This window comes from Haliscomenobacter sp., from assembly GCF_033763495.1.
Lineage (GTDB): Bacteria > Bacteroidota > Bacteroidia > Chitinophagales > Saprospiraceae > Haliscomenobacter.
In genome coordinates, this window is sequence record NZ_JANRKL010000035.1 from 90702 (window position 1) to 113990 (window position 23289).

At 44.6% G+C, this 23289-nt stretch carries 19 protein-coding genes; 8 read left to right on the forward strand and 11 right to left on the reverse strand.

Translation table 11 applies throughout. The features are described from left to right. Nucleotides 1-9: 9 nt before the first annotated feature. Both pfkA and SFV55_RS03770 read right to left on the reverse strand, forming a co-directional pair. Complete coding sequence (pfkA, locus tag SFV55_RS03765; protein ID WP_413776688.1) at nucleotides 10-984, reverse strand: 6-phosphofructokinase; 975 nt, start codon at nucleotides 982-984, stop codon at nucleotides 10-12. A 46-nt stretch (nucleotides 985-1030) separates the two neighbouring features. Next, nucleotides 1031-1891 (reverse strand): hypothetical protein, encoded by an 861-nt coding sequence (locus tag SFV55_RS03770; protein WP_320028127.1) that lies wholly within the window; start codon nucleotides 1889-1891, stop codon nucleotides 1031-1033. Between the two features lie 174 nt (nucleotides 1892-2065). Here SFV55_RS03770 and SFV55_RS03775 point away from each other — a divergent pair, with 174 nt between their 5' ends. Next, nucleotides 2066-2896, forward strand: coding sequence for a glycoside hydrolase family 73 protein (locus SFV55_RS03775; RefSeq protein WP_320028128.1), 831 nt, complete (start codon nucleotides 2066-2068; stop codon nucleotides 2894-2896). A 57-nt stretch (nucleotides 2897-2953) separates the two neighbouring features. Here SFV55_RS03775 and SFV55_RS03780 read toward each other — a convergent pair whose 3' ends face one another. Both SFV55_RS03780 and ribD read right to left on the reverse strand, forming a co-directional pair. After that, nucleotides 2954-3586: a thioredoxin family protein gene (locus SFV55_RS03780; RefSeq protein WP_320028129.1), complete on the reverse strand. Its 633-nt coding sequence runs from the start codon at nucleotides 3584-3586 to the stop codon at nucleotides 2954-2956. A gap of 132 nt (nucleotides 3587-3718) precedes the next feature. After that, a complete protein-coding gene (gene ribD / locus SFV55_RS03785; RefSeq protein WP_320028130.1) occupies nucleotides 3719-4774 on the reverse strand; it encodes a bifunctional diaminohydroxyphosphoribosylaminopyrimidine deaminase/5-amino-6-(5-phosphoribosylamino)uracil reductase RibD in 1056 nt (351 codons plus the stop codon). A 295-nt stretch (nucleotides 4775-5069) separates the two neighbouring features. Here ribD and SFV55_RS03790 point away from each other — a divergent pair, with 295 nt between their 5' ends. Further along, the gene (locus SFV55_RS03790; protein ID WP_320028131.1) at nucleotides 5070-5711 is read left to right on the forward strand and encodes a hypothetical protein; all 642 of its coding nucleotides are present in this window, start codon (nucleotides 5070-5072) and stop codon (nucleotides 5709-5711) included. A gap of 31 nt (nucleotides 5712-5742) precedes the next feature. On the opposite strand, the gene mnmD is transcribed toward SFV55_RS03790, so the two are convergent. After that, nucleotides 5743-6441, reverse strand: a complete 699-nt coding sequence (gene mnmD / locus SFV55_RS03795; protein WP_320028132.1) for a tRNA (5-methylaminomethyl-2-thiouridine)(34)-methyltransferase MnmD — start codon at nucleotides 6439-6441, stop codon at nucleotides 5743-5745. Between the two features lie 24 nt (nucleotides 6442-6465). Beyond that, nucleotides 6466-6624 (reverse strand): hypothetical protein, encoded by a 159-nt coding sequence (locus SFV55_RS03800; protein ID WP_320028133.1) that lies wholly within the window; start codon nucleotides 6622-6624, stop codon nucleotides 6466-6468. Between the two features lie 220 nt (nucleotides 6625-6844). Here SFV55_RS03800 and SFV55_RS03805 point away from each other — a divergent pair, with 220 nt between their 5' ends. After that, nucleotides 6845-7831 (forward strand): pyruvate dehydrogenase complex E1 component subunit beta, encoded by a 987-nt coding sequence (locus tag SFV55_RS03805; protein WP_320028134.1) that lies wholly within the window; start codon nucleotides 6845-6847, stop codon nucleotides 7829-7831. 46 nt (nucleotides 7832-7877) lie between these two features. Here the strand turns inward: SFV55_RS03805 and SFV55_RS03810 are convergent, their stop codons facing one another. Further along, nucleotides 7878-8972: a site-2 protease family protein gene (locus SFV55_RS03810; RefSeq protein ID WP_320028135.1), complete on the reverse strand. Its 1095-nt coding sequence runs from the start codon at nucleotides 8970-8972 to the stop codon at nucleotides 7878-7880. Nucleotides 8973-9041: 69 nt separating this feature from the next. Next, nucleotides 9042-10319, reverse strand: a complete 1278-nt coding sequence (locus SFV55_RS03815; RefSeq protein ID WP_320028136.1) for a tetratricopeptide repeat protein — start codon at nucleotides 10317-10319, stop codon at nucleotides 9042-9044. Between the two features lie 182 nt (nucleotides 10320-10501). On the opposite strand from SFV55_RS03815, the gene SFV55_RS03820 reads away from it, so the two are divergent. Beyond that, on the forward strand, nucleotides 10502-12934 hold the full coding sequence (locus SFV55_RS03820; RefSeq protein WP_320028137.1) for a bifunctional YncE family protein/alkaline phosphatase family protein: 2433 nt from the start codon (nucleotides 10502-10504) through the stop codon (nucleotides 12932-12934). A gap of 222 nt (nucleotides 12935-13156) precedes the next feature. Continuing rightward, nucleotides 13157-14626 carry a M48 family metalloprotease gene (locus SFV55_RS03825; protein ID WP_320028138.1) on the forward strand — a complete coding sequence of 490 codons (1470 nt, stop codon included), beginning with the start codon at nucleotides 13157-13159 and terminating at the stop codon, nucleotides 14624-14626. Nucleotides 14627-14689: 63 nt separating this feature from the next. Here the strand turns inward: SFV55_RS03825 and SFV55_RS03830 are convergent, their stop codons facing one another. Then, nucleotides 14690-15931 carry an MFS transporter gene (locus SFV55_RS03830; RefSeq protein WP_320028139.1) on the reverse strand — a complete coding sequence of 414 codons (1242 nt, stop codon included), beginning with the start codon at nucleotides 15929-15931 and terminating at the stop codon, nucleotides 14690-14692. A 367-nt stretch (nucleotides 15932-16298) separates the two neighbouring features. Between SFV55_RS03830 and SFV55_RS03835 the strand changes: the two genes are divergently transcribed. After that, entirely contained in the window at nucleotides 16299-19376 is a 3078-nt protein-coding gene (locus tag SFV55_RS03835; RefSeq protein ID WP_320028140.1) for a choice-of-anchor I domain-containing protein, read from the forward strand. 74 nt (nucleotides 19377-19450) lie between these two features. Here the strand turns inward: SFV55_RS03835 and SFV55_RS03840 are convergent, their stop codons facing one another. Next, nucleotides 19451-19804: a hypothetical protein gene (locus SFV55_RS03840; RefSeq protein WP_320028141.1), complete on the reverse strand. Its 354-nt coding sequence runs from the start codon at nucleotides 19802-19804 to the stop codon at nucleotides 19451-19453. 81 nt (nucleotides 19805-19885) lie between these two features. Between SFV55_RS03840 and SFV55_RS03845 the strand changes: the two genes are divergently transcribed. Together SFV55_RS03845 and SFV55_RS03850 are read left to right on the forward strand one after the other, a co-directional pair. Beyond that, nucleotides 19886-21394 (forward strand): NAD(P)H-hydrate dehydratase, encoded by a 1509-nt coding sequence (locus tag SFV55_RS03845; protein WP_320028142.1) that lies wholly within the window; start codon nucleotides 19886-19888, stop codon nucleotides 21392-21394. 24 nt (nucleotides 21395-21418) lie between these two features. Next, entirely contained in the window at nucleotides 21419-21919 is a 501-nt protein-coding gene (locus tag SFV55_RS03850; protein ID WP_320028143.1) for a DUF4259 domain-containing protein, read from the forward strand. A gap of 1 nt (nucleotide 21920) precedes the next feature. On the opposite strand, the gene SFV55_RS03855 is transcribed toward SFV55_RS03850, so the two are convergent. Beyond that, nucleotides 21921-23150, reverse strand: coding sequence for an S-adenosylmethionine:tRNA ribosyltransferase-isomerase (locus SFV55_RS03855; RefSeq protein ID WP_320028144.1), 1230 nt, complete (start codon nucleotides 23148-23150; stop codon nucleotides 21921-21923). Nucleotides 23151-23289 lie beyond the last annotated feature (139 nt).

Here is a 23289-nt window from a genome sequence, read left to right on the forward strand (position 1 = left end):
TCTACCGTTTTACATCGCCAAGATGCCTGCCATTTGTATCAACTGATTGTTAATGGCTTTTTCAGAATAAATGGCGTCATAAAAGGGAGTATACACTATTTCGTCATTGACAATCCCAGCCATTACATCGGCTTTGCCTTGCACCAGTCCTTCTACCGCGGCATGGCCCATTCTGCTGGCCAGCATCCGATCGAGGTGACTAGGTGCTCCGCCCCGTTGCAAGTGGCCGATAACTGCTACACGGATATCAAATGCGCCGGGCATTTTTTCGTTGACTTTGGCGGCGATCTCATTGGCACTTCCCAAAGTGCTGCCTTCGGCAACAATGATCAGGCTAAAGAGTTTTTTGCGTTTGGCGCTGCGTTGGAGTACTCCAACCACGTCTTCGATGCTAACACTGATTTCTGGTGTTACCACACTTTCAGCTCCACTACCGATACCAGTATGAAGGGCAATGTAGCCAGCGTGGCGCCCCATCACTTCCACGAAAAAAACCCGGTCGTGGGAATCGGCGGTATCGCGAATTTTATCAACTGCCTCAATGGCGGTATTTACCGCAGTATCAAAACCGATGGTGTAATCGGTTCCATATAAATCATTGTCGATGGTGCCCGGCAAACCAATGATAGGAATATTGTGTTCCTGTGCAAAAATGTTGGCTCCAGTAAAAGTACCGTTGCCGCCAATGGCAATACAAGCATCAATGTCAAATGCCCGTAGCGATTCGTAAGCAGCTTTACGGCCTTCTGGAGTCATAAAACGTTTGCTCCTGGCAGTTTTGAGGATGGTTCCTCCCCGATGGATAATGTTTGCTACGTCTTTGCGTTCCAAACGTTTAAAATCGCCATCAATCATGCCTTCATAACCGCGAGAAATACCATAAACATGTAGGTCGTGGAAGGAGGCTGTACGTACCACTGCACGAATAGCCGCGTTCATCCCCGGAGCATCTCCTCCTGACGTGAAAACGGCAATGCGTTTAATGTCTGTTTTCATCACTTGTAACTACTTGTTGGATTATCCGTTTGTCCTAAGCATTACGGCTCAGTTCATGAGCACGGTGGAATTGCACCAATGTATCAATGGGCTTCAAGATAAACACTCCCGGCTTCATTCCACGCTCTTCTAGGATAATTTTTACAATATCCTGGAAGTAATAGGCTACTGAACCAATAAAATGGATTGGCAAATTGAGGTGCCCAGGGTATTTTCGCACATTGCGATCAATGAATTCCGCAAAGGATTGATAAATGAGTTTCTGGATAAAAAAGTGGTTTCGAAACTCGCCCAAAAATTTGGTGAAAGAAGCGAGATATACGTTTGGTTGTGGCTTACTGTAGATGTTGTCCAAAATTTCATCTTTTCCTCCTGGAACATGATCTTCCAGGGCTTTTTCAAGGTCGGGGGGAAGCTCACGATAAAAGTATGCCCTGATCAATGCTTTACCTAAATGGGCGCCACTTCCTTCGTCACCCACAAAGTATCCAAGATTGGTGACATTATCCGTTACCTCCTTGCCATCAAATAAACAGGTGTTAGAACCCGTGCCGATGATGCAAGCAATGCCCGGGTCGCGGCCACAAGTTGAGCGAGCAGCAGCCAACAGGTCATGTTCTACCTCTACGTGGGCATTAGGAAACAGGCGCCGTAAGGCCCTGGCAATTTTTTCAGCCTTGGCATGATCCCACACCGCAGTGCCATAATAATACATGGCTGTTACCTTGGATAAATCGACTTGATGCTTGTCCAACTCTTCCTTGCTTTTGTCATAAATCAAATCCTCACTGTGATAAAGAGGATTGAAACCCATGGTGTGCAGCAAAAGTGCTCCTTCATCGGTTAAAAGCATCCAATCTGTTTTGGTCGATCCACTGTCGGCTACAATGATCATAGGTCTCAGCGCTGTTTTTGGACTGTTTTTTGAAAATTTGATGGGTAAAGGTAGTGTAAAAGCTACACTAAGTAAAATTGAAGTCTGATTTTTTTAGCTACAAAAAGTTTTATTAATTGTTTGTTTAAAAACATTTTTGTTTTAACTTTGCTGACACAAAAAACTTTACGTGCCATGAAGCAATACAATACCCACACCCAATTTTCAGGAAACGGATCCTTTCTAAAAGAAAATCAATTATTTGCATGGGTAAGCCGCAATTGGTTTAACAGCATCTTATTGTACCTTGCTGCACACCTTTTGTTTCAAAAAGAAATGAGCCTGCAAATAAACATGGATGGAACTGTAGAAAAAAAAATGGCTCTAGCAACCCAAACCAGTTTGGAAACCCCCATTAACAGCCAGCAGGCCGTATTCGTACCTGCTATCAACATCAGTCAACTGATTAAAAAGAGTACACCCGAAACAAGTATAAAATCCACAAAAACAGAACCTACCTTTAGTGTATCTAACTTGACACCAGCTTTAGGCCCACAAAAGGGTGGGGGAGTAGCGGAAGGGGGAAAAGCCCAAGCCATGCGGGCTTATATTGAAAAGTATGCTCCAGCTGCTATACGAGCGATGAACAAATATGGCATCCCAGCAAGTATTACCTTAGCTCAGGGATTGTTAGAATCAAATGCTGGAGAAAGTAAACTGGCTCTTGAATCAAATAACCACTTTGGCATAAAATGCCGCCGAAAATGCAAAGGATGTACATGCCGCAATTACACGGACGATGATGTTTACGACATGTTTCGGGTCTTTGATTCTGCATGGGAAAGTTATGAAGAACACTCCATATTACTGACCAGCCCTCGCTATGCGCACCTACAGAAATTTGGCAAAGATTACAAAAGTTGGGCCTATGGCTTGAGGAGAGCTGGATATGCTACCGATAAAACTTATGGGCAAAAACTGATTAGACTGATTCGTAATTTGAACCTGGAGCAGTATGATATTTGAACCTTGGCTAGTTGAAGGATTCATTTGCCATGACAAAAGAATCCTTCAACTAAGATACTATCGCTTAAATCCATCAGGCACTTTAAAACTTTTTTGAAAAATTGACCAGGGAACTTCTTTGTATTTACCAGTCCCAAAATAGGAAGAAATCATCAAAAGCTCTTCTGCATCCCTATACCCAGGAATTGGTTGGATCATTTCCATATTTTCATCCAGAAAAACCAGTGATGGGAAACTCAAATGACCACGCAACAACTCTTCTACCAATTCGTGATGGCCGCCTTTGGAAGTACGTACAAAACGAAACTCCTTTCCTTTGTATTCCATCGGTTCTTTCGACTCCGCATCCAGTTTGACAAGGTAATAATTGTCATTGAGGTATTTGGCTAGGTAGGTGTTGCTAAACGTTTCATTGTCCATTTTTTTGCACCAGCTACTCGAATAGGTGAAAACATCCAGCAAGATTTTTTTCTTTTCTTTCTTGTTCAATTCGACTGCTTCCTCCCAGCTCACCCAATTTAGGGTTACAGATTGGCTACGTACGGGAGTGCGGGGAGTAATGCCTTTTGCGGTTACACCAGATTTTGGTGTTGTTCCCTTCTTTAAAAGCAGTTGTTCCTGCGCACTTGCAAGCGTAATATTTATACCAATCATCAAAACCACGGCGAAACACATACCCAATCTGCTCATTTCAGCAATGTTTGTTTTCTCAGCAAAATTAGTAAATGTTTGGCTTGCCAATCACCTACTGTAAATTAAAGACAAAGGTAAAACACTTTGGTCACCAGATTTATGGTCAAAATAGCAAACCTTAAAATAAGTTTAACTTCTGTGAATATTCTTATATACCTTTAATCCGTCCAGGCCCAAGGTCTTTTTTTTAGTCAAAATGCCCGGTATTTCTGGGGCAGGGATGCCATTTTCCATGGCGTTTTTTCCTTCCAAGACCCTTGCTTCATCCCACATTTGGGCTGCAATTATACTTTCAAAAATTTTGGCCCCACCTTCAATTAAAACTACACCTAATTTGTACTTCATCCATAAAATGTGCATCAATTTTTCCCAAAAGGATTCATCAAAAGCCAATTGAAGACTCTGAACTTGTGCTGAATTCCCCGTGTCAGGGATTCGCTCCGAGACAAGCAAAGTTCTTTGCCCATCTGTAAAAACATTCAGGCGCTTAGGCAAACTTAAGTTGCGATCCAATACAATCCGCAATGGGGATTTCCCGAAATAATGCCGATTGTCCAAACGGGGATCATCCATTAAAGCGGTGGTAGAACCGATCAGTATGGCATCGGTCTCACTACGCCATCGGTGCACCAATCGTTGGGTGGTGGCCTGCGTAAGCCAAAACTGGCTTCGATTCAATGGTGCAAAAAAGCCATTGCTGCTTACCGCCATTTTTAAGATGATGTATGGCCTTTGCTTACTGACTGCAACATTTCGGGTAGCAGCCAATTCCTTGCCTTCTTCTTCCAACACGCCACTAATCACCTCTACCCCCTGTGATCGCAACAATTCAACTCCTCGTCCCCGAACTTCCGGGGTAAGATCCAAACAAGAAATCACCACTTTTGGAATTTTTTCCTGAATGATCAAATTGGTACAAGGAGGCGTTTTGCCGTATATGCAACAGGGTTCAAGGGAAACATACAACGTAGATTGGGAGATGAGGGCACGTTCGTGCTCAGCTACCGATGCTACTGCATTCACCTCTGCATGTGCTCCTCCATAGCGCTGGTGGAAGCCTTCGCCAATGATTTTACCATTGTGAACCAAAACTGCTCCTACCATCGGATTTGGCGAAACTGATCCAGCCCCCATTCGGGCCAGGTCGAAACACCTCTTTATAAAGAAATTTTGTTCTTTTTCCATATTTTTTTGCGCTTTTGCTGTCATACGACAAAGAAAAATATAGCATTTAGGTAAATATTGTTGATTAAATGTTACCCATTTTTTGATTTTGTTTATCTTTAGAGCTGTAAAATCCAGCCCATTGAACAAAGAGAACCAGCTCTTGGATCGAATGCAACTACTATTTGTGGAAAAAAACTTGATAACTTCCCTGAACCTAAACCATACTACATTTAGCGTGTACGTGTACAATCCCTTGAAACAGAATGGTTTAATATTCCATGCCTTTTTTTTGAATAACTAAAATTTTGAGAGCGTGCTTTACAAAGTTAAATTGAAAAACGCAGAAGAGTCTGTCCTTTTGGACGACAAAATCTACGAGTTTCTTACCACCGACCCGTATCTTGTTAAGGTAGATTTCATTAACAACCTCCGGCGTCACTCCAGCGGCTGTGCTGTTTTCCAAAAGACCTGGAAAAAAGCAGATGGCGGGTACAAAACCGAAACCATTTATCTGCATAAAATCATTGCAGAAAAATTTTTGGTAGATACCAAAGGTGGAGATAAGAACCTTGTTGGTGCCAAAAACGGCAACAAACTAGATTGCCGGATGGAGAACCTCATTTACAGATCTCGTTCCGTAGCAAGTCGAAAACGGAAAACCAGCAGCAAGGTAGGCTACACAGGAGTCTATAAGGAGAACAACCGCTATCGTGCGGTTATTTCGGTCAATCGAAAATCAGTACACATCGGCATGTTTGCTTCAGCCGAAGAAGCAGCCCTGGCCTACAACAAAATGTCGCGAAAACTATATGGTGATGATGGCAAACTGAATGCCATTAAATCATCAAGAAAAGGGGAAGAGGAAACGCCAATTGATCTTTCCCAAGTCATTGAAGTACCCAATACAGGGGTAAAGTCCAAAAGGGGGCGCAAGCCAAAGAACTACGTTCCCTAAGGGGAAGGCGCCTGGATGATTGCATGTTACTTCAGGCGCCCTCTTTTATGGCCTTTGTCATTTCACGCTTCCCTGGTGGGCCAGGCAAACGTTCAACCAAGAATCCTACGGATTTTAGCGTTCGTTTAAATTCCCCTTTGGCGCAGTAAGTCACCATTACTCCACCAGGCTTTAATGCATCGAACATTTTCTGCATAATTGGTGTAGCCCACAATTCGGGTTGAGCACTGGGGGCAAAGGCGTCGAAATAGATCAGATCAAAGCGAGGAGTAAATTGAAGTTGCTCCAAATTTCCCCATCTTTTTTGCAAGTTGAAATGGAGACCAAGGACTATTTCTTTGTCCCAAGGCATTTCGTGCATCTGCAAAAATACCGCATTTAAGGCTGTATCTTTTTCGCCAATCAAACGAGGGTAATTCAGGTTCTGCGCAGCATGGACTGGAATGGGGAACTCTTCGATGGCTTCATAATACACTTCCACCGATCGACCAGCAGTTTCTTGATAGGTAAGCAAGGCATTAAGCCCCGTACCAAAACCCATTTCCAGAATGGATATTTTTTCTGGAGCATTCAACAACAATGGATAAAGACCAGCCTGAATAAAAACGTGCCGCGATTCAGTGATGGCACCGTATTTGGAATGGTAACTTACCCCAAAGCGAGAGGCAGTAATGGAATGAGAACCATCTTGTGTTACGAAGATTTCATCATTAGCTGCGTCATCGCTCATTGGTATATTGGCTACAGGGACAGATTAAAAAAACAGCGCAACAGCGGTTTTGATGGCTTCTGTAATCAGGTCCGTGAAAGAAAAATTGGTTGGACATCCATAGCCCCGATTGCAAGAAAATGTGAGTGCAATCACCGTGCAAGCCAACAAGATGTTCTGAGCTTTTTTGATTTGGATTTTCATATGTTCGGTCTATTAGCAAAAAAATGAATGTACAATTCGTCCAAACAAACGCCAAGGTATTTGGTTTTATTTTAGCACTTGGCTTTTCGATGCAAAAGTAGAGATTTTTTCTATTTTTGCTGCGCCTAAAATTCAACCAGGCTAGTGCACAAAAGGGGCAATAAGAAAATTAATGTCGTTTTGCCCCACAATTAAGCTTTTAAATTGACAAAAACTGCATATGAGTAGAGAACTTGCGCTTCGCGATGCACTCAGAGAGGCATTGATAGAGGAGATGCGCCGGGACGAAACCGTTTTCCTGATGGGAGAAGAAGTAGCCCAATACGATGGTGCATATAAAGTAAGTAAAGGTTTGTTGGATGAATTTGGTCCAAAAAGGGTGATTGATACCCCAATCGCCGAGTTAGGTTTTGCTGGCATTGGTGTGGGGGCAGCCATGAATGGTTTGAGGCCCGTAGTTGAGTTTATGACCTGGAATTTTGCCATCCTGGCTTTTGACCAAATCGTCAACAACGCTGCCAAAACCCTTTCGCAGTCGGCCGGTCAATTCAATTGCCCAATTGTTTTTCGCGGTCCTTCTGGGGCTGCCGGGCAGTTGGCTCAACAACACTCTCAAACATTTGAAAGCTGGATGGCGAATGTTCCTGGATTAAAGGTCATTTCCTGCATTGATCCAGCTGATGCCAAAGGTCTGCTGAAATCTGCCATTCGGGACAATAACCCAGTTTGCATCATGGAATCGGAGCTTTTGTATGGGCACAAAGGCATTGTACCAGAAGGAGAGTACCTAGTTCCAATTGGCAAAGCTGCCATTCGCCGTGAAGGAACTGATGTTACCCTGATTTCCTACAATAAAATGACCCTGGTCGCGCTAGATGCGGCTACTGAGTTGGCTAAAGAGGGGATCTCAGCTGAAGTGATCGACTTGCGCACCATTCGCCCATTGGATGTAGAAACCCTGATCAATTCTGTTAAAAAAACCAACCGCTGCGTGATCGTGGATGAAGCCTGGCCTTTCGCCAGCGTATCTTCGGAAGTAGCTTATACCGTCCAAAAATTGGCTTTCGATTATCTGGATGCACCGGTAGTTCGGGTCAGTTCAGCAGATACTTCCTTGCCTTATGCACCCACACTTGTGGATGCTTACCTGCCCAACCCAAGTCGGGTGGTTAAAGCAGTTAAAGAAGTGATGTACGTTAAGGGTTGAGAAAGTTGAGGAGTTGAGTTTGTGCCGCTTGCGGAGCCTCAACTCCTTAACTAAATCTAAGGTGCGGCTGAGAATTGTCAATCACCAAAATCTCCATAATGTTATCCCGGTTCAGCACTCCAACCAATTTTCCTCCTTCAAAAATCGGGGCAATCTCCACATTTTCATCCGTCATTTGGTCGTAAACGTCATCCAGGGGCATTTGAGGTTCCAGGCGTAGAAGGGTGCGATTCATCACCTCGCTAATATTGGCCTCCTTGCCAAAATGACCAAGCCCTTCGATCATTTCATTGCGGGTAAGGGTTCCAACCACCTCTTCATTTTGCATGACAATGAACTCTTTTTCCTGCCCATCCAATAAAAGGCGTACAGCGGTACCAATGGTATCGGTGCTTTGTAGGGGAGTAAATTGGTGCATGATGGCGTCTTGTACCTTGTATTTAGACAAGGCTGAACGAGTGGATTCGTAATTGCCTTCGGCGCCTGCTCCCAAGTAAATGAACACACCGATGAAGACCAACCAAATATTGCCACTTAAACCAAACAAAACCAGTCCAATCGCCAACAACTGGCCAATGCGGACCGCGATGGTTGTAGCTTTGTAACGGCCGTATTTCATGGTCAAAAGGGCCCGCAAAACCCGCCCTCCGTCCATGGGGAAAGCAGGAATCAGGTTAAAAGAAAACAGCATTACATTGGTTGTAAACAAGGAATAGATCATGTTGTCATTGCTGACTGGGCTCCACCAATCAGAAATGGCTGGTACATGGCCAGTTGCAGCCAGGAGGATTAAAAAGGCAATGGCCAGGACAAAATTGACCGCAGGGCCAGCCAAAGCAATGAGCATTTCCTGCCAGGGTTTTTCAGGGATGTGCTCCATGGCGGCGACCCCGCCTATGGGAAGTAGAGTGATGTGATTGGTTTTGACCCCAAAACGTTTGCCCATCAAGGCATGGCCAAATTCGTGCAGTAGAACAAACAAAAAAAGTAGCACAATAAAAATAAAACCGTTTAAACTACCTTCTGAACGTCCAATGGTGCGGATGCCGGCCACAAAAACGCCAAGAAGGAGCACGATAAAGGTCCAATGCAAGAACACGTCAATGCCAGCAATTCTGGCAATTTTTAGCGACCATTTCATGGCATGCGAGGTTTTGTAATTTGATTTTTGCTCAAAAGCGACCTCAATTTACAAAACCATCCCTTTGCATTATTGTTCTTGGGGTATTTTCTTTACGAGGCGCTGATCTAATAGAAGTTGGGCATCTTTGGCATCCTTCTTGAACTCAATGCCTTTTCGAGTAAAACCTCTTTCCTTCAACTCATCTCCGGCCTTGTCTAAAAAAACAGGATCGTCTACTTTTTGATACCGTTTTAGGGTGTCAATACTTTTCACTGCATCATCGATTTTATTCACTTTAATTTGGGCAATGGCCCGATTTCTCAAGGCAACGGTATCATGGGGCTTTTTGTCCAAAATTTGATCATACAGTTTGATCGACTTTTGGAAATCCTTTTTCTTGGCGTGTGCATTGGCTAAGGTCATGGTTGCCATGGATTCTGCATTGCTTTTTTTGGCGTTTTTGGCCGCAATGTTGCTTCCTTTCATTGTTTCGTCGTACGCTTCTTCTGACACCGCCACTGCACCTGGAGAATTGTTGTTCACCAATACCCTGGCAGCAATGATCAAAGCTGCTTGTTTGATGCTGGCCTGAAAACTTCCCTGGTTTCTGAATTGCAATAAACTATCGAGATTTGCCTGCTCAGCAGGATTGAGTTGTGGTTCATAAAAATTGAGATCAATTTCGTTGTTGTCAAACACTCTGCCCCAAATGACCATTCTGGCCTGGCATTTTTCAATCATGGCTTTGGCCACCGACAAGTCTACCGAACCTTTGATTTTGGTTACCAAGGCAGCGTCTCCATTGTATTGGTTGCGGGCAAAAATGGCGTCAATCTCTTCCACCAACAATTGGTCGGTGATAGAATCCTTGGGATTGAGGGTGGTAAATTGAAAAATAGCAATGGGATATTCCGCTTTTTTAACAAAAGCGGGGCAGGTAAATGCCGGAATATCCACCACCTGAGTGGAATCACCTGGATCGGATAATGGTTCAGTCAAATCTGGTTTGGGTGACAACTGACGAACCAGCAACACAATCACCAGGGTCAAAACTGCGCCTCCAGCCGCATACCACCACCAAATCTGGCGATTGGGCAATGGTTTTGCTGTACTGCCTCTCTCAAGTTGTTCAAGGATTTCAAGTACTTTGTTGATGGCAATATTGTTGGCCAAACGAATCTGATCTTCGGTCAGCACTCCTTGCAGTTCTTTTTCCTTAATTTGGTTGAATTCACTTTGAGCAACCTGTGCAGCACGGTAGAGTGGGGAATACTCATCCATTTTGCTTTCCAAAAAAGCAACCAACTGATCCAATGCTTCATCCACCTTTCCTTCGGCAACCAACTCTTTAATTTCAGTTTTCATGACCAATATTTTTGGAGCTTTACGGCCATCCTTGACAATTTGATGACACTTTGAACTTATAACTCGTTTTTGGCAAAAAGTGACGTAAAATAAAGGATGTTTCACAAACTCTTAACTCAAGAATCGTGAAACTATGCGGAATTGTTAAGATTTTTATTGGAATTTAATCAATCCACGCCATCATGAAATTCAAAGCACTATTGTATTCACTATTTGTATTCAGCCTGCTGGGCATCAATTCTTGCAATAAACCTGCTCAAAGCTCCATGAGTTTGGGGCGTTATGGCCAGGTTCAAAAACTGATGCTTCCCAATGGCTGGTCACTCACCCCAATCGGGGATCAGCTCGAACTAGGCGATTTACCCCTGAATATGCTACTTTCCAGCGATAAAAGTCGCGCGATAGTCAGCAACAACGGTCAATCTCAACACAGTTTGATGTGGATTGACACCAAAACGCGTAAAGTCCTGCATGAAATTGAAATTCCCAAGGCCTGGTACGGCCTGGCTCTGAGCAAGGATGCCAAAACACTATATGCTTCCGGCGGTTACGACAACCAAATCCGTATTTATAACCTCGAAAACGATCGGCTGAGGTTGCGTGACAGCCTGGTTTTGGGTAACCGCTGGCCGAGAGGTGCCGCTTCACCAGCCGGAATGACCCTTTCTGCTCAGGAAGATCGTTTGTATTGTGTAACCAAAGGGGACAGCGCTTTGTACACCTTTAATACACAAAATAAACAGCTGGAAAAAAAGACCAAACTCAAAGCTGCTGCCTACACCTGTATCTTGGCTCCGGATGGAAAAAAGCTCTACCTCTCCATTTGGGGCGGAGCAGCAGTTGCCGTGTACAATCCTGAAACGGCCAAAATCGAAGCTGAGATTGCCGTAGGTTCCCACCCCAATGAAATGGTTTTTAGCAAAGATTCCCGTTATTTATATGTCGCTTGTGCCGACGACAATGCCGTTTCCGTGATTGACTTGCAATCCGGGCAGGTGGTAGAAAACATTGTAGCAGCCTTATATCCTGATGCGCCAACCGGCTCTACAACCAATTCAATTGCTTTGTCTGAAGATGGGAAAATGCTTGCTGTGGCCAATGCCGACAACAATTGTTTGGCCCTGTTTGATGTCGGTGAAGCACGCAAAACCAAGTCCCTTGGCTTTGTTCCTACGGGTTGGTATCCCACTGCGGTCCGTTTTGTAGGCGATCAACTTCTGGTAACCAATGGGAAAGGTTTGACTTCTAAAGCCAATCCAAATGGGCCAAATCCATATAAAGCGAGAACCAAGGAAACCGAATACATCGGGGGCTTGTTCAAAGGCACCTTATCCTTTATTGCGGTTCCTACCCTGGAGGAACTGCCTGCCTTTACCAAATTGGTGTACAGCAATACTCCCTATCAAAAAAACAAAGAAATGCTGGCAGATGGGGAAGCTGGTAACCCAATCCCCCGCAAGGTAGGCGATCTTTCTCCCATCAAATATGTCTTTTACATCATCAAGGAGAATCGCACTTACGACCAGGTTTTTGGCGACATCAAAGAGGGCAACGGAGATCCTTCGCTTTGTTTGTTTCCTGATTCGGTTTCCCCCAATATGCATAAACTCGCCCGGGAATTTGTCTTACTCGACAATTTTTACGTAGATGCCGAAGTCAGTGCCGATGGCCACAACTGGTCCACTTCGGCTTATGCCAATGACTATGTAGAAAAGACCTGGCCTACTAATTATGGTGGAAGAGGTGGAACTTATGAATACGAAGGATCCAAAGAAATCGCCTGGTCGAAAGGGGGATTTTTGTGGGACAAATGTAAAGCGGCCGGATTGAGTTACCGCAGTTATGGCATTTGGGCCGATTATGGACAAACTTACATGCCCAATCTCAAAGGGCATTTGTGCAACAAATTTCCAGGCTATAACCTTTCTATCCAGGATATTCTGCGCTTTGAACGTTGGAAAGCAGATTTTGACTCACTCCTGGCCATCAACCAGGTGCCACGGATGAACTTTGTGCGTTTTGGCAACGACCACACTGCGGGCGCTAGGGTAGGGGTGCCTTCTCCGGCGGCGATGGTGGCTGACAACGATTTAGCAGTGGGACGTTTTGTCGAACACTTGTCCAAGAGTAAAATCTGGAAAGAATCTGCCGTTTTTGTCCTGGAAGACGACGCTCAAAACGGTCCTGATCACATTGATGCGCACCGCTCTCCTTGTCTGGTCATTAGCCCATACACCAAGCGCAAACACGTGGAGAGCAGCATGTATTCCACCTCAAGCGTCCTACGTACCATAGAACTAATCCTGGGTTTGAGCCCAATGAGCCAATACGATGCAGCGGCCAGACCCATGTATGCGTGTTTTAGCAAAAAACCGGATTTTAGTCCTTATGAGGCCAAAAGCAATCAGATCAGCTTGACCATGCGCAATACCATTGATGATTATTGGTCAAAACTTTCGTATTCTTTTGATCTGGAAAAAGAAGATCGTGCACCAGATTTGGCGTTTAATGAGGTGATCTGGAAGGCCGTACGCGGTAGAAATTCCAAGGTTCCTGCTCCCCGTAGAAGTGCTTTTGTTATCCCGATTCAAGGTGAGGAGGAGGAAGAGGAATAAGGGTTTTTTAAGTGATTAAAAATTAGGTGTTTGAAACAAAGAAGCGGGTCGATAGTTGGTACTATTGACCCGCTTCTTTGTTTCAAACATTAACAAATTGTTTGTACCATTAAAAAAAAATAGTACGTTTTTCACCTAAAAAGTGAACTTGCAAAACGTTTCACGTCTAAAGCATATATTTGTTTTACCCAAAAAATCAAAACCATGCAAAACTTGCTAAAAATGCAAAAGATATTCTTGCGTATGCTTCCGGTGTTCACGCTAGCATCGGTACTTTTTTTGAATTCCTGTGCTGTGGTAAACCCCGTTTCTGGCAAAAAACAACTGCTTGTTATGTCTGAGCAGGAAGAAATTGCCCTGGGGAAATCCTCTGACCCTCAGGTTATTGCTGAATTCGGCAGTTACGATGATCCAAAACTACAGGCTTTCATCAATGAAAAAGGTCAGGAGATGGTCAAAGTATCTCACCGCCCTAATTTACCTTTCCAATTCAAGGTGGTTGATTCTGACGTGGTGAATGCTTTTGCCTTGCCCGGTGGTTATGTTTATTTTACCAGAGGCATCATGGCTCACTTCAACAATGAAGCAGAGTTTGCGGGGGTTTTGGGCCACGAAATTGGTCACGTTACAGCCCGTCACGGTGCACTGCAACAGAGAAGCCAGATTTTGAGTGGGATTGGATTGATTGGTGTGCTGATAGCAGTCCCCGGTGCGGCCGAATTTGCGGAGCCCTTATCCCAGGGGATGCAAATGTTGCTGTTAAAAAACAGCCGCGATCATGAAAGTCAATCCGATGAACTAGGGGTACAATACTCCACCAAAATTGGCTACGATGCCAAGGAAATGGCTGGCTTTTTTAGTACAATTGACCGTTTGAGCGGCGGCCCGGAAGGTCGGGTGCCCAACTTCTTATCCACTCACCCTAATCCTTTGGATCGTTTCAAAAGGGTAGGGGAGCTGGCTGATGCGGAGCAGAAAAAGACCAACAACTACAATTTGGCGGTGAATCGGGATAAGTACCTGCGAATGATCGACGGCATTGTGTATGGCCCGGATCCTAAGCAAGGCTATACCCTCAATAATGTTTTTTATCATCCAGTGCTGAAGTTCCAATTTCCGATCCCTGTAGATTGGCAATTGCAAAACTCGCCTCAGCAGGTCGTGATGGCGCCCAAAGATGGAAAAGCTGCCATAATTTTTAACCTTGCTCCAGAAAAAACCTTGCGTGAAGCTGCAACCAAAACCATCAGCCAGGATTCTTTAAAGTTGATTGACTCTCAAAACTTGACGGTCAATGGTTTCCCTGCTATTGCGATGGTGGCTGAACAGACGACCAAAACGCAGCAAGGCTCCCAAACCCTTCGCATCAATATTTATTGCATCCAATATGACAACTACATCTACCGCTTCTACGGCATGGCGACTGCAGCGGACTACAATACCTATGCTTTGACCTTCCAAAATACGTTTAAAAATTTCCGTGAACTGACCGATCCTGCCCGGATCAACGTGTACCCTGAACGGGTAAGCATCAAAACGGTGAACCGTACTGGCACTTTGGCAGATGCATTGAAAAGCTTCGGCGTAACCGACAAACGCCTTGAAGAGCATGCAATTCTGAATGGCATGCAGCAAAAGGATCAGGTGACCGCAGGAATGTTGATTAAAGTTGTGGAGAAGGGGAGTAAGTAATAATAAAATAATGGAAGGTTAGCGGAAATTGCTCAACCTTCCATTATATTTTCACAAACCATATTATTCCTCCAAGAAATCCAGATCACGGTTATGGGTTTCTGAAATGGTCAAAATGGAATACAAACCAATGGCAAAACACAGTAAGCCAACAAAAGCTCCAGATTCAATTACGCTAAAGGACTGCTTAAAATAGCCAAACAGGGTAGTCATAAGCACTACAGTTCCGCGTACCATATTGGGAATAGTAGTTGCTGCCGTTGCTCTCAAGTTGGTACCAAATTGTTCCGCTCCGATGGTTACGAACATCGCCCAGTAACCAATGCCAAACCCCAACAATAAAGCCATGGTGTAAAGGGTGCCAGCTTGATTGATGCCGCCAAACAGATAGATGACCGAACAGACCAAGGTGAAAAGCATAAAGCCCAGTACCGCTTTTTTGCGGGAATGCAACCAATGACTTAAAAAGCCACTGCTAAGGTCGCCAGTAGATAAACCGATGTAACACCACATGATGGCCAAACCAGGTTTGATGGGTTCAGCAATATTCAGTGCTACCCCAAACTCATTGCTGAAGGTAGCCAAAATTCCAATCACAAACCAGGTCGGCAGGCCCATACCAATACATTTTAGGTAGCGGATTAGACGGTCTCGATTCGTGAATAGGGCAAAGAAATTCCCTCGTTGCAGGTGTTGTTGCGCTTTGAGTTGTACAAAAATACCGGATTCAAAAACCCCAATACGCAGCAACAACAGGGCAATACCCATGCCGCCGCCGATAAAATACGCTGTGCGCCAGTCAAACCATTCTACGCTGAAATAAGCTACAACTGCGCCGAGCAAACCAATACCCGCAACCAAGGAAGTGCCAATGGCCCGCAAATGTTTGGGCAATATTTCGGACACTAGGGTGATCCCTGCGCCTAATTCTCCCGCCAGGCCAATCCCGGCAATGAAGCGTAGGATTTTGTAAACGCTGGGATCCTGAATAAATCCGCAGGCGATGTTCGCCAGAGAATAAGTCAAAATTGAGCCAAAAAGCACCGAAAGCCGGCCTTTTTTATCGCCCAAAACACCCCACAAAATGCCGCCGACAAGCAAGCCCAACATTTGCCAATTGAGGATGCTGGCACCAACCGAAGAAACTTCGGCTTCAGTGAGCCCCAGGGATTTTAAGCTTGGGATCCGTACAATACTAAACAGCAACAAGTCGTAGATGTCTACAAAGTAGCCCAAGGCGGCTACAATTACGGGAATACTGATGAGGTGCTGAAGGGCACTTTTTGAGGTAAAAGGGCTTTGCATGCGTTAGTTTGGATTAATTTAAACTGTAGACTGCCTGAAAGGTAAAAACCCATTACTGAATTACCAAAAAAAAATTTGGAGGGCAGTGAAGAGGGTAGGGGAGTTGGCCCTGCCAAAACATTGAAAAATAATATTTTAGGTTTTGTTTTTTCTGTAATTAATTGTTTTTCAGTATTTAATTATTAAATAGGGTGAATTATAGGAGGCCAAGGGTAGTTCTTAACCTTTAGTTAATATGCCGGCATTATCTTACCCGTTCTAATTCATAACCCAATTTAAAAAAATGAAGCAACAATTACTTAAGTTTGGAGCATTCACTGTAATGCTATTTTCCATGGTGTTGGCACAAGCTCAAAAACCATTTAATTTGAGACCTGTAGCAACCCATTATACCGACGCTTTCGACCAGGGCTCAGCCGAAATCGTTGCCTATGATGCAATGAGCAAAAAGTTATTTTTTTCGAATGCACTCGCCAATACCATTGGTGTATTGGACATTAGCGATCCCCGTTCGCCAAAAAGTGTTGATACCATCGACCTGAATCCCTATGGTGGCCTTGTAAACAGTGTAGCCGTATTCAATGGTACAGTTGCAGTTGCCGTACAAGCGAAAGTAAGCACTGATAATGGCAAGGTTTTGCTATTCAATACGGATGGTGTATTGCAAAAGGAGTATACGGTTGGAGCCTTGCCGGACATGGTTACTTTTTCTCCAGATGGAAAAAAGATTCTGACTGCCAATGAAGGCGAGCCATCTGATGATTATACCATTGATCCTGAGGGTTCTGTAAGTATAATTGATGTTGCATCGGGTGCCGTACAAAAAGTTGGTTTTTCTGATTTTAATACTAAAGCGGCGTATCTGCGCAATAGGGGAGTGCGCATTTTTGGAAAAAATGCAACTGTAGCACAAGATTTGGAACCAGAATACATCAGTGTTGCTCCGGATAGCAAAAGAGCCTATGTTACCCTACAAGAAAACAACGCTGTTGCCATTATTGACATCGCTACTGCAAAGGTATTGGACATTGCGCCAATGGGTTATAAAGACCACAACAATGGTGCCCCTGAGCTAAAACAGTATTTCATCAACACTCAGGTTAATTTGCCGAGCATTGGTAAGCCAGTATACGGAGGTGGTCAACCTGATATCAAACTCAGCGGTTTTTCCGGGTTGTATTTCGATCCAACGGAATCAACCGACACCAGCTACACCCTGTACACCTTGCCAGACCGGGGGCCAAATGACGAACCGGTTTTGAAAGCCAACGCAGTAGGTACCGGTGGCGTTACCTCTGACATAGATCTTCGGCCATTCAAATTGCCAAACTATCAGGGAAGAATTGTAAAATTTAAATTTTATCCACGGAGTGGCCGGGTAAGTTTGGATACCCAAATCTTATTGCGCCGTTTGCAAAACAATATCGAAGTTCCGATTACAGGTAGAACTAATATTCCGGGCGTTGATGAAGTGCCTGTGACCTACCGGGATTCTGCTACTGATTATAAAATTGTGGATTGGGTAGACAAGAGCACCAATGTTCAATATACAGAATTGCCTTATGACCCATTTGGCGGTGACCTTGAAGGGGTTGTTCGGGATAAGGATGGAAACTTTTGGGTTTGTGATGAAAATCGGCCCTCTGTTTATAAATTCCGCCCGGATGGATTGATGCTGGCCCGTTATGTGCCCAAAGGTTCAGGAGATCTTGGTATCGCACCACTGGGAGAAGGTGCCTATGGAGAAGAAACCTTGCCAGCTGTGTACAGCAAACGTTGGGCGAATCGGGGATTTGAAGCCATTGCCTACAACCCCGAAACCAATGTCATTTATGCCTTTATTCAATCGCCGATCGACAACCCAAATTCAACGGTAGTTCGCAACAAAACTGATGTTATCCGGATTTTGGGCATCGATGCAGCAACGGGGAAAGCTGTCAGTGAGTATGTTTACCTGCTGGATCGCAACAAGGAAGCTGGTCTGGCCATCAGTCGGGTGGATAAAATTGGTGATGCCGTTTACACTGGGAAGAACAAAATGTTGGCCCTTGAGCGGGACTCCAGTGTTCCTGGTCAGTCTACAGGTAAAAAATTCTTGTTTGAACTGGACTTCAACGGCGCGACCAATCTTTTGGGTGATACCATCTTAGCCAAATTGTCTGCAAAATCAACTTCTACGGGTGCGACTGACAAAACCTTGGAAATGATGACGGCTGATGACCTGGCTGCCGCAAAAATCAATGTCGTTCAAAAACGTTTGGTGTTGAATTTACCTAGCACCGGTTACCAGGCTGGTGATAAACCTGAAGGATTAAGTGTTTTGCCTGATGGAACAATTGCGGTAATCAATGACAATGATTTTGGTCTGGCCGGAGCTGGACTCACCGATACCATTTCACTGGGCGTGTATCGCTTGAGCAAGAACAATTCCCTGGACGCAAGTGATCGGGACAATGGCATCTTTTTGCGCAATTTCCCGGTTTTGGGGATGTATCAGCCGGATGCAATCAAAACATTTACCCACAACAATGAAGTGTTTTACATTACAGCAAATGAAGGGGACGCACGTGCCTATGGTGGATTTAATGAGGAAACCAGGGTAGCTTCCATGAAATTGGATGCAGCAGCTTTCCCCAAAGGAGATAGTTTGAAAAACAATGCATTGCTTGGGCGCCTGCGATCAACCAATGCTAGCGGTGACCTGGATGGCGATGGTGATTTTGATCGGATTTACACTTTTGGGGGCCGTTCATTTTCAGTTTATGACAACCAGGGTAATTTGGTGTTTGATAGCGGAAACGACCTGGAATTACAGCTCAGCCAGAATCCAACTTTCAAAGCCTATTTTAATGCCAGCCACAACGACAATGCCACTTCAACTTTTGATACCCGTAGTGACGATAAAGGCCCCGAACCCGAAGCAATTACCATAGCTGTGCATGGTGGTGTTCGTTATGCCTTGGTTGGTTTGGAGAGAATTGGAGGTATTGCCGTGTACAATATCGACAATCCTAGCAAGCCTAGTTTTGTAGGCTATTTCAATAACCGGAATTTTGCAGCAGCGGCCAATACCCGCGCTGCTGGTGACCTTGGACCGGAAGAGATCGTGTATATTTCGGCTGATCAGAGCCCTGTAAATGGAATTGCGCTGGTCGTAACTGCCAACGAAATCAGTGGAACAGTGACCATCTATACAACGGATGATCGACTGGTGGACCTCAAAGAGCCTCGCACCAGTAATGTGAATTTGGTGTTATATCCCAATCCGGTCAATCAGGAGCTGTATTCCAACATCAGTTCTGACTATCAGGTTTACGATGTAATGGGCCGATTGATGCTGAGTGTAAAGGCCAGCAATCGGATTCCGATGCAGTCATTACCTACCGGAACTTACGTGGTTAAGGATGTACTCCACAATGTGGCAAAAAAAGTAATGAAGTATTAAAACTTTTAGGAGAGCTGGAATTTCAACAGCTCTCCTCTTTTTTTGCTAAAGTTTGTCTCATAATTTATATTATGTTAAATAAAAGAAAAAGAAATCACCTTATACCTCATGCTATAAGAAATCATCCCCAGCAGAAACATTATGGCAAGCACCACTTTCATCCATGCAATCTGAGCCAATCTTTCGTACTTTAAAAATTTATAAGTATATCTCTGACCTTGCAATTTTATCCTCAGATCAGTTCTGGCTGTTTTAGACATTGTTGATTCGGCATTCTTGTATTCTTCCTGGCTTTGGTGGTATTCCGCTTTGGCAGCGTCTCTTTTTTGGGAGATTTGGAAGATGCTGATTATCTGTGCCGAAAGAATCACAATTGAACCTATAAAAACGGCTAAAATGATAAGTGAGAAATATTTTTTGAAATTCATTTTAAAACAATTTGATTTTAATTTATTTTCTTGAAATTATTCAAATTTAGCATTATTTTGATCGATAACAAATCCAAAGGTATGAAAATCCTTAGCTCAGCCCAGATTCGTGAACTAGACGCCTACACCATTGCCCACGAACCCATTGCCTCCATCGACTTGATGGAGCGCGCAGCAGCCAGTTTTGTGGATTGGTTTATGGCAAAATTCCCGCAAAGGGACTCCCCTATCTATATTTTTTGTGGGCCAGGCAACAATGGCGGAGATGGACTAGCCATTGCCCGATTGTTGAACTATGCCTTTTACGAAGTTGAACTCTATCTGTGTGCCATTAGTCCAAAACAAAGTGCTGATTTTCAAACAAATTTAAAGAATTTACCTGAATTCAATAGTATTCCAATTACCAATATTTCGGGAGGCGCCCCACTGCCCCCTCTCCCACCCTCAGGTATTTTGATTGATGCCTTGCTTGGAACTGGTATTTCACGCCCTCTGGAGGGCTATTGGGCTGATTTTATAGAATATTTGAATCGTTTTGAAGGCACGAAAGTATCCGTAGACTTACCCACTGGTTTAAATGCCGATGCTTGCACCAAAAATAAAACATTTTGTGCCGATCATACCTTCAGTTTTGAATTCCCCAAACTGGCTTTTTTGTTGTCGGAAAACGATAGCCGGGTTGGCGAATGGGCTTTTGCTTCGATTGGACTACACCCAGGGAAGATTCAGGAACTTGAAACCCAAAACTATTACCTCCAACAAGCCGATGTACAAGCCTGGGTGAAAAAACGTACTCGTTATGCCCACAAGGGCTTGTACGGCCACGCACTGCTCATTGCGGGTAGCCAGGGCATGATGGGTGCAGCCTTGCTCAGTGGGCGGGCTATTCTGCGGAGCGGCACAGGTTTGTTGACCATTCACGCTCCTGCCTGTGGTTATCCCATCCTACAAATGGGCTTACCGGAAGCCATGGTCAGTTCGGATCGGCATCAGTTCAATTTTTCCGAAATGCCAGGACTTAACAAATACTCAGCTGTAGGCATCGGCTGTGGGCTTGGGACCAAAGATTTTTCCATTAGGGGCCTGGATGAATTCCTGGGAGCCATTGGCCAAAAGCCGCTGGTGATCGATGCGGACGCACTTAACATCATTGCGGAACAAAAATGGCAACATCGAATTCCACGTGGGGCCATTTTGTCCCCCCACCCCAGGGAGTTTTCCCGTTTATTTGGAGATGCCAACGACGATTTTGCCCGATTGGAATTGCTGCGTGAAATGGCTGTAAAATACGGTCTTTACATCATCCGCAAAGGTGCACATTCTGCGATAGCGCTACCTGATGGCCAAATCTGGTTCAATTCCAGTGGCAACCCCGGGATGGCCACCGCGGGCAGTGGCGATGTACTTACGGGTATCCTTACAGGTTTATTGGCCCAGGGTTATGATGCTGCGCAAACCTGTAAATTAGGCGTTTACCTCCATGGTTTGGCTGGGGATATTGCCGCGAATAAGCTAGGGCATGAAGCTCTTTTGGCCAGCGATATCGTGGATCAAATTGGGGCAGCCTTCCAGTTTCTAAAAAATTCTTAGAAAGCTTTAGAGAAACAATTATTTTTGCAGCGAAGGCCACTTTCCCTCCGATTGGGGTCCAATCAACTCGACATTCGTATTTATCCAACTTTTTCAGGAATAAGCAACAGTGTTATGGCAGCCTGGGGTATTAATAATTTTGAAAATGACGACGCAGTAGCGTGGGTAGAAGCATTTTCTGAAAAACAATCCATCGACAAAATTGAACGGCTCTTCAGCGATGCCATTGAGGAAGATGAACCCGATGAACATCTGGGATCCTCCGTGTTGGCAGCAGCTGAATTGTTGGCCATCTCCCAAGGCAATGAGCCAGAAGAATTTCACGAAACCCTCTTGGATGATTTCGAAATTGACCTGGAAGCCATCCAGGAGTGGATTGATGCCGATTTGATCAATTTAGCCATCCATGCCGTTGAAAAAATCAGCGAGTCCGAAGATTCGGAATTGCGGCAATTGTGGGAGGAAGTTGACGAATTGGACCACTGGCTGATGGTCATCAAGGACTTGAAAAAGAGATTAAAATAACTCAAGGTGTAAGGGAAAGGTAACATCCATCGCCATAACTCAAAAAACGATACTCGTGATCTAAGGCATATTGGTACATTTTTTTCCACTCCTCTCCTACCAATGCTGCAACCAACAACAAGAGCGTACTGCCAGGTTGGTGAAAATTGGTACATAGCCCATTAATCATTTTGACCGGATATCCCGGAGCAATCAACAACTGGGTTTTGGCTACCAAACGGTCATAATCATTGGAGTTTAGCCAACCCAGCAAAGCCTGAAGGGCTTTCTCTACCGGGATGTTTTCTCGTTCCAGCTCATAAGCGTCCCACTGGCGAATTTCAAGGACCTCCCGGTCGAGGTCTGGATTTTTCAGTAATTTACAACCCATCAGGTACAGACTTTCCAAAGTACGTAAAGTGGTAGTACCAACAGCCACCACCGGGCGCTGGGTTTGGTGAGCCTGGATCAATTTTTGGATCAACCCACGCGATGCATCAAAATATTCCGCATGCATATCATGGTGCCCGATCGTTGGGGCACTTACGGGTTTAAAAGTACCTGCGCCAACATGCAGGGTAATGAAATCAAGATCGATGCCCTGGTTTTCAAGTTTAGAAAAAACCGCCGGGGTGAAATGCAAACCCGCCGTTGGTGCAGCAACAGAACCCTCCAGGTTTGCATAAATGGTTTGGTAGCGCTCCCGATCCAATTCCTCTGCCTCCCGATCAAGATAGGGAGGTAATGGAATTTGACCAATTGAACTCAGAACTTCAGCAAAGGTGTATGCAGCTGGTTGCCAGTGGAATCTGATACTGAAATGACTAGGTCCACGTTCGAGTATTTCGGCCGAAAGTTGATGCATTTGATTCGGTTCTGTTCCCCAAGTCGCGCTGACAGGTCCCTCTTTCCATTTTTTGGCCCCTCCTACCAGGCAATTCCATTCACATTCGCCATATTTGGCCATTTCGACGCCGAGTTCTCCGAGAGGCTCCAGGCAAAAAATTTCTACAATGCCTCCCGTAGGTTTGGCCATGTGTAGCCTGGCAGGGATTACTTTGGTGTTGTTAAACAGCATCAAAGCCCCTTTCGGAATATGCTGATCCAAGTTGGTGTAAACATCATCAGACAACTCGCCTTGGTGAAACACCAATAACTTTGACGCATCCCGTTGGGCAAGTGGGTATTTTGCAATCCGTTCTTCTGGTAAATCGTATTGGTACTCCTCAATCCGTATCTCCTGAACTTTCATGGCCTGCTTTTGTATCAATTTTTCAAAAAGTCTAAAAACAAAAAGAGTGAGCCGCGAAGATACACGACTCACCCCTTTTGTTTGATGCTTCCTTTAGCTTTTTATGGCTAGCGGCGAGCAAAAACAGATATTCAATTGT

Coding starts and splice junctions, on each gene's coding strand:
- SFV55_RS03770 (WP_320028127.1), bottom strand. CDS start 1,891: ATGATCATTGTAGCCGACAGTGGATCGACCAAAACAGATTGGATGCTT.
- SFV55_RS03775 (WP_320028128.1), top strand. CDS start 2,066: ATGAAGCAATACAATACCCACACCCAATTTTCAGGAAACGGATCCTTT.
- SFV55_RS03780 (WP_320028129.1), bottom strand. CDS start 3,586: ATGAGCAGATTGGGTATGTGTTTCGCCGTGGTTTTGATGATTGGTATA.
- ribD (WP_320028130.1), bottom strand. CDS start 4,774: ATGGAAAAAGAACAAAATTTCTTTATAAAGAGGTGTTTCGACCTGGCC.
- mnmD (WP_320028132.1), bottom strand. CDS start 6,441: ATGAGCGATGACGCAGCTAATGATGAAATCTTCGTAACACAAGATGGT.
- SFV55_RS03800 (WP_320028133.1), bottom strand. CDS start 6,624: ATGAAAATCCAAATCAAAAAAGCTCAGAACATCTTGTTGGCTTGCACG.
- SFV55_RS03805 (WP_320028134.1), top strand. CDS start 6,845: ATGAGTAGAGAACTTGCGCTTCGCGATGCACTCAGAGAGGCATTGATA.
- SFV55_RS03810 (WP_320028135.1), bottom strand. CDS start 8,972: ATGAAATGGTCGCTAAAAATTGCCAGAATTGCTGGCATTGACGTGTTC.
- SFV55_RS03815 (WP_320028136.1), bottom strand. CDS start 10,319: ATGAAAACTGAAATTAAAGAGTTGGTTGCCGAAGGAAAGGTGGATGAA.
- SFV55_RS03820 (WP_320028137.1), top strand. CDS start 10,502: ATGAAATTCAAAGCACTATTGTATTCACTATTTGTATTCAGCCTGCTG.
- SFV55_RS03825 (WP_320028138.1), top strand. CDS start 13,157: ATGCAAAAGATATTCTTGCGTATGCTTCCGGTGTTCACGCTAGCATCG.
- SFV55_RS03830 (WP_320028139.1), bottom strand. CDS start 15,931: ATGCAAAGCCCTTTTACCTCAAAAAGTGCCCTTCAGCACCTCATCAGT.
- SFV55_RS03840 (WP_320028141.1), bottom strand. CDS start 19,804: ATGAATTTCAAAAAATATTTCTCACTTATCATTTTAGCCGTTTTTATA.
- SFV55_RS03845 (WP_320028142.1), top strand. CDS start 19,886: ATGAAAATCCTTAGCTCAGCCCAGATTCGTGAACTAGACGCCTACACC.
- SFV55_RS03855 (WP_320028144.1), bottom strand. CDS start 23,150: ATGAAAGTTCAGGAGATACGGATTGAGGAGTACCAATACGATTTACCA.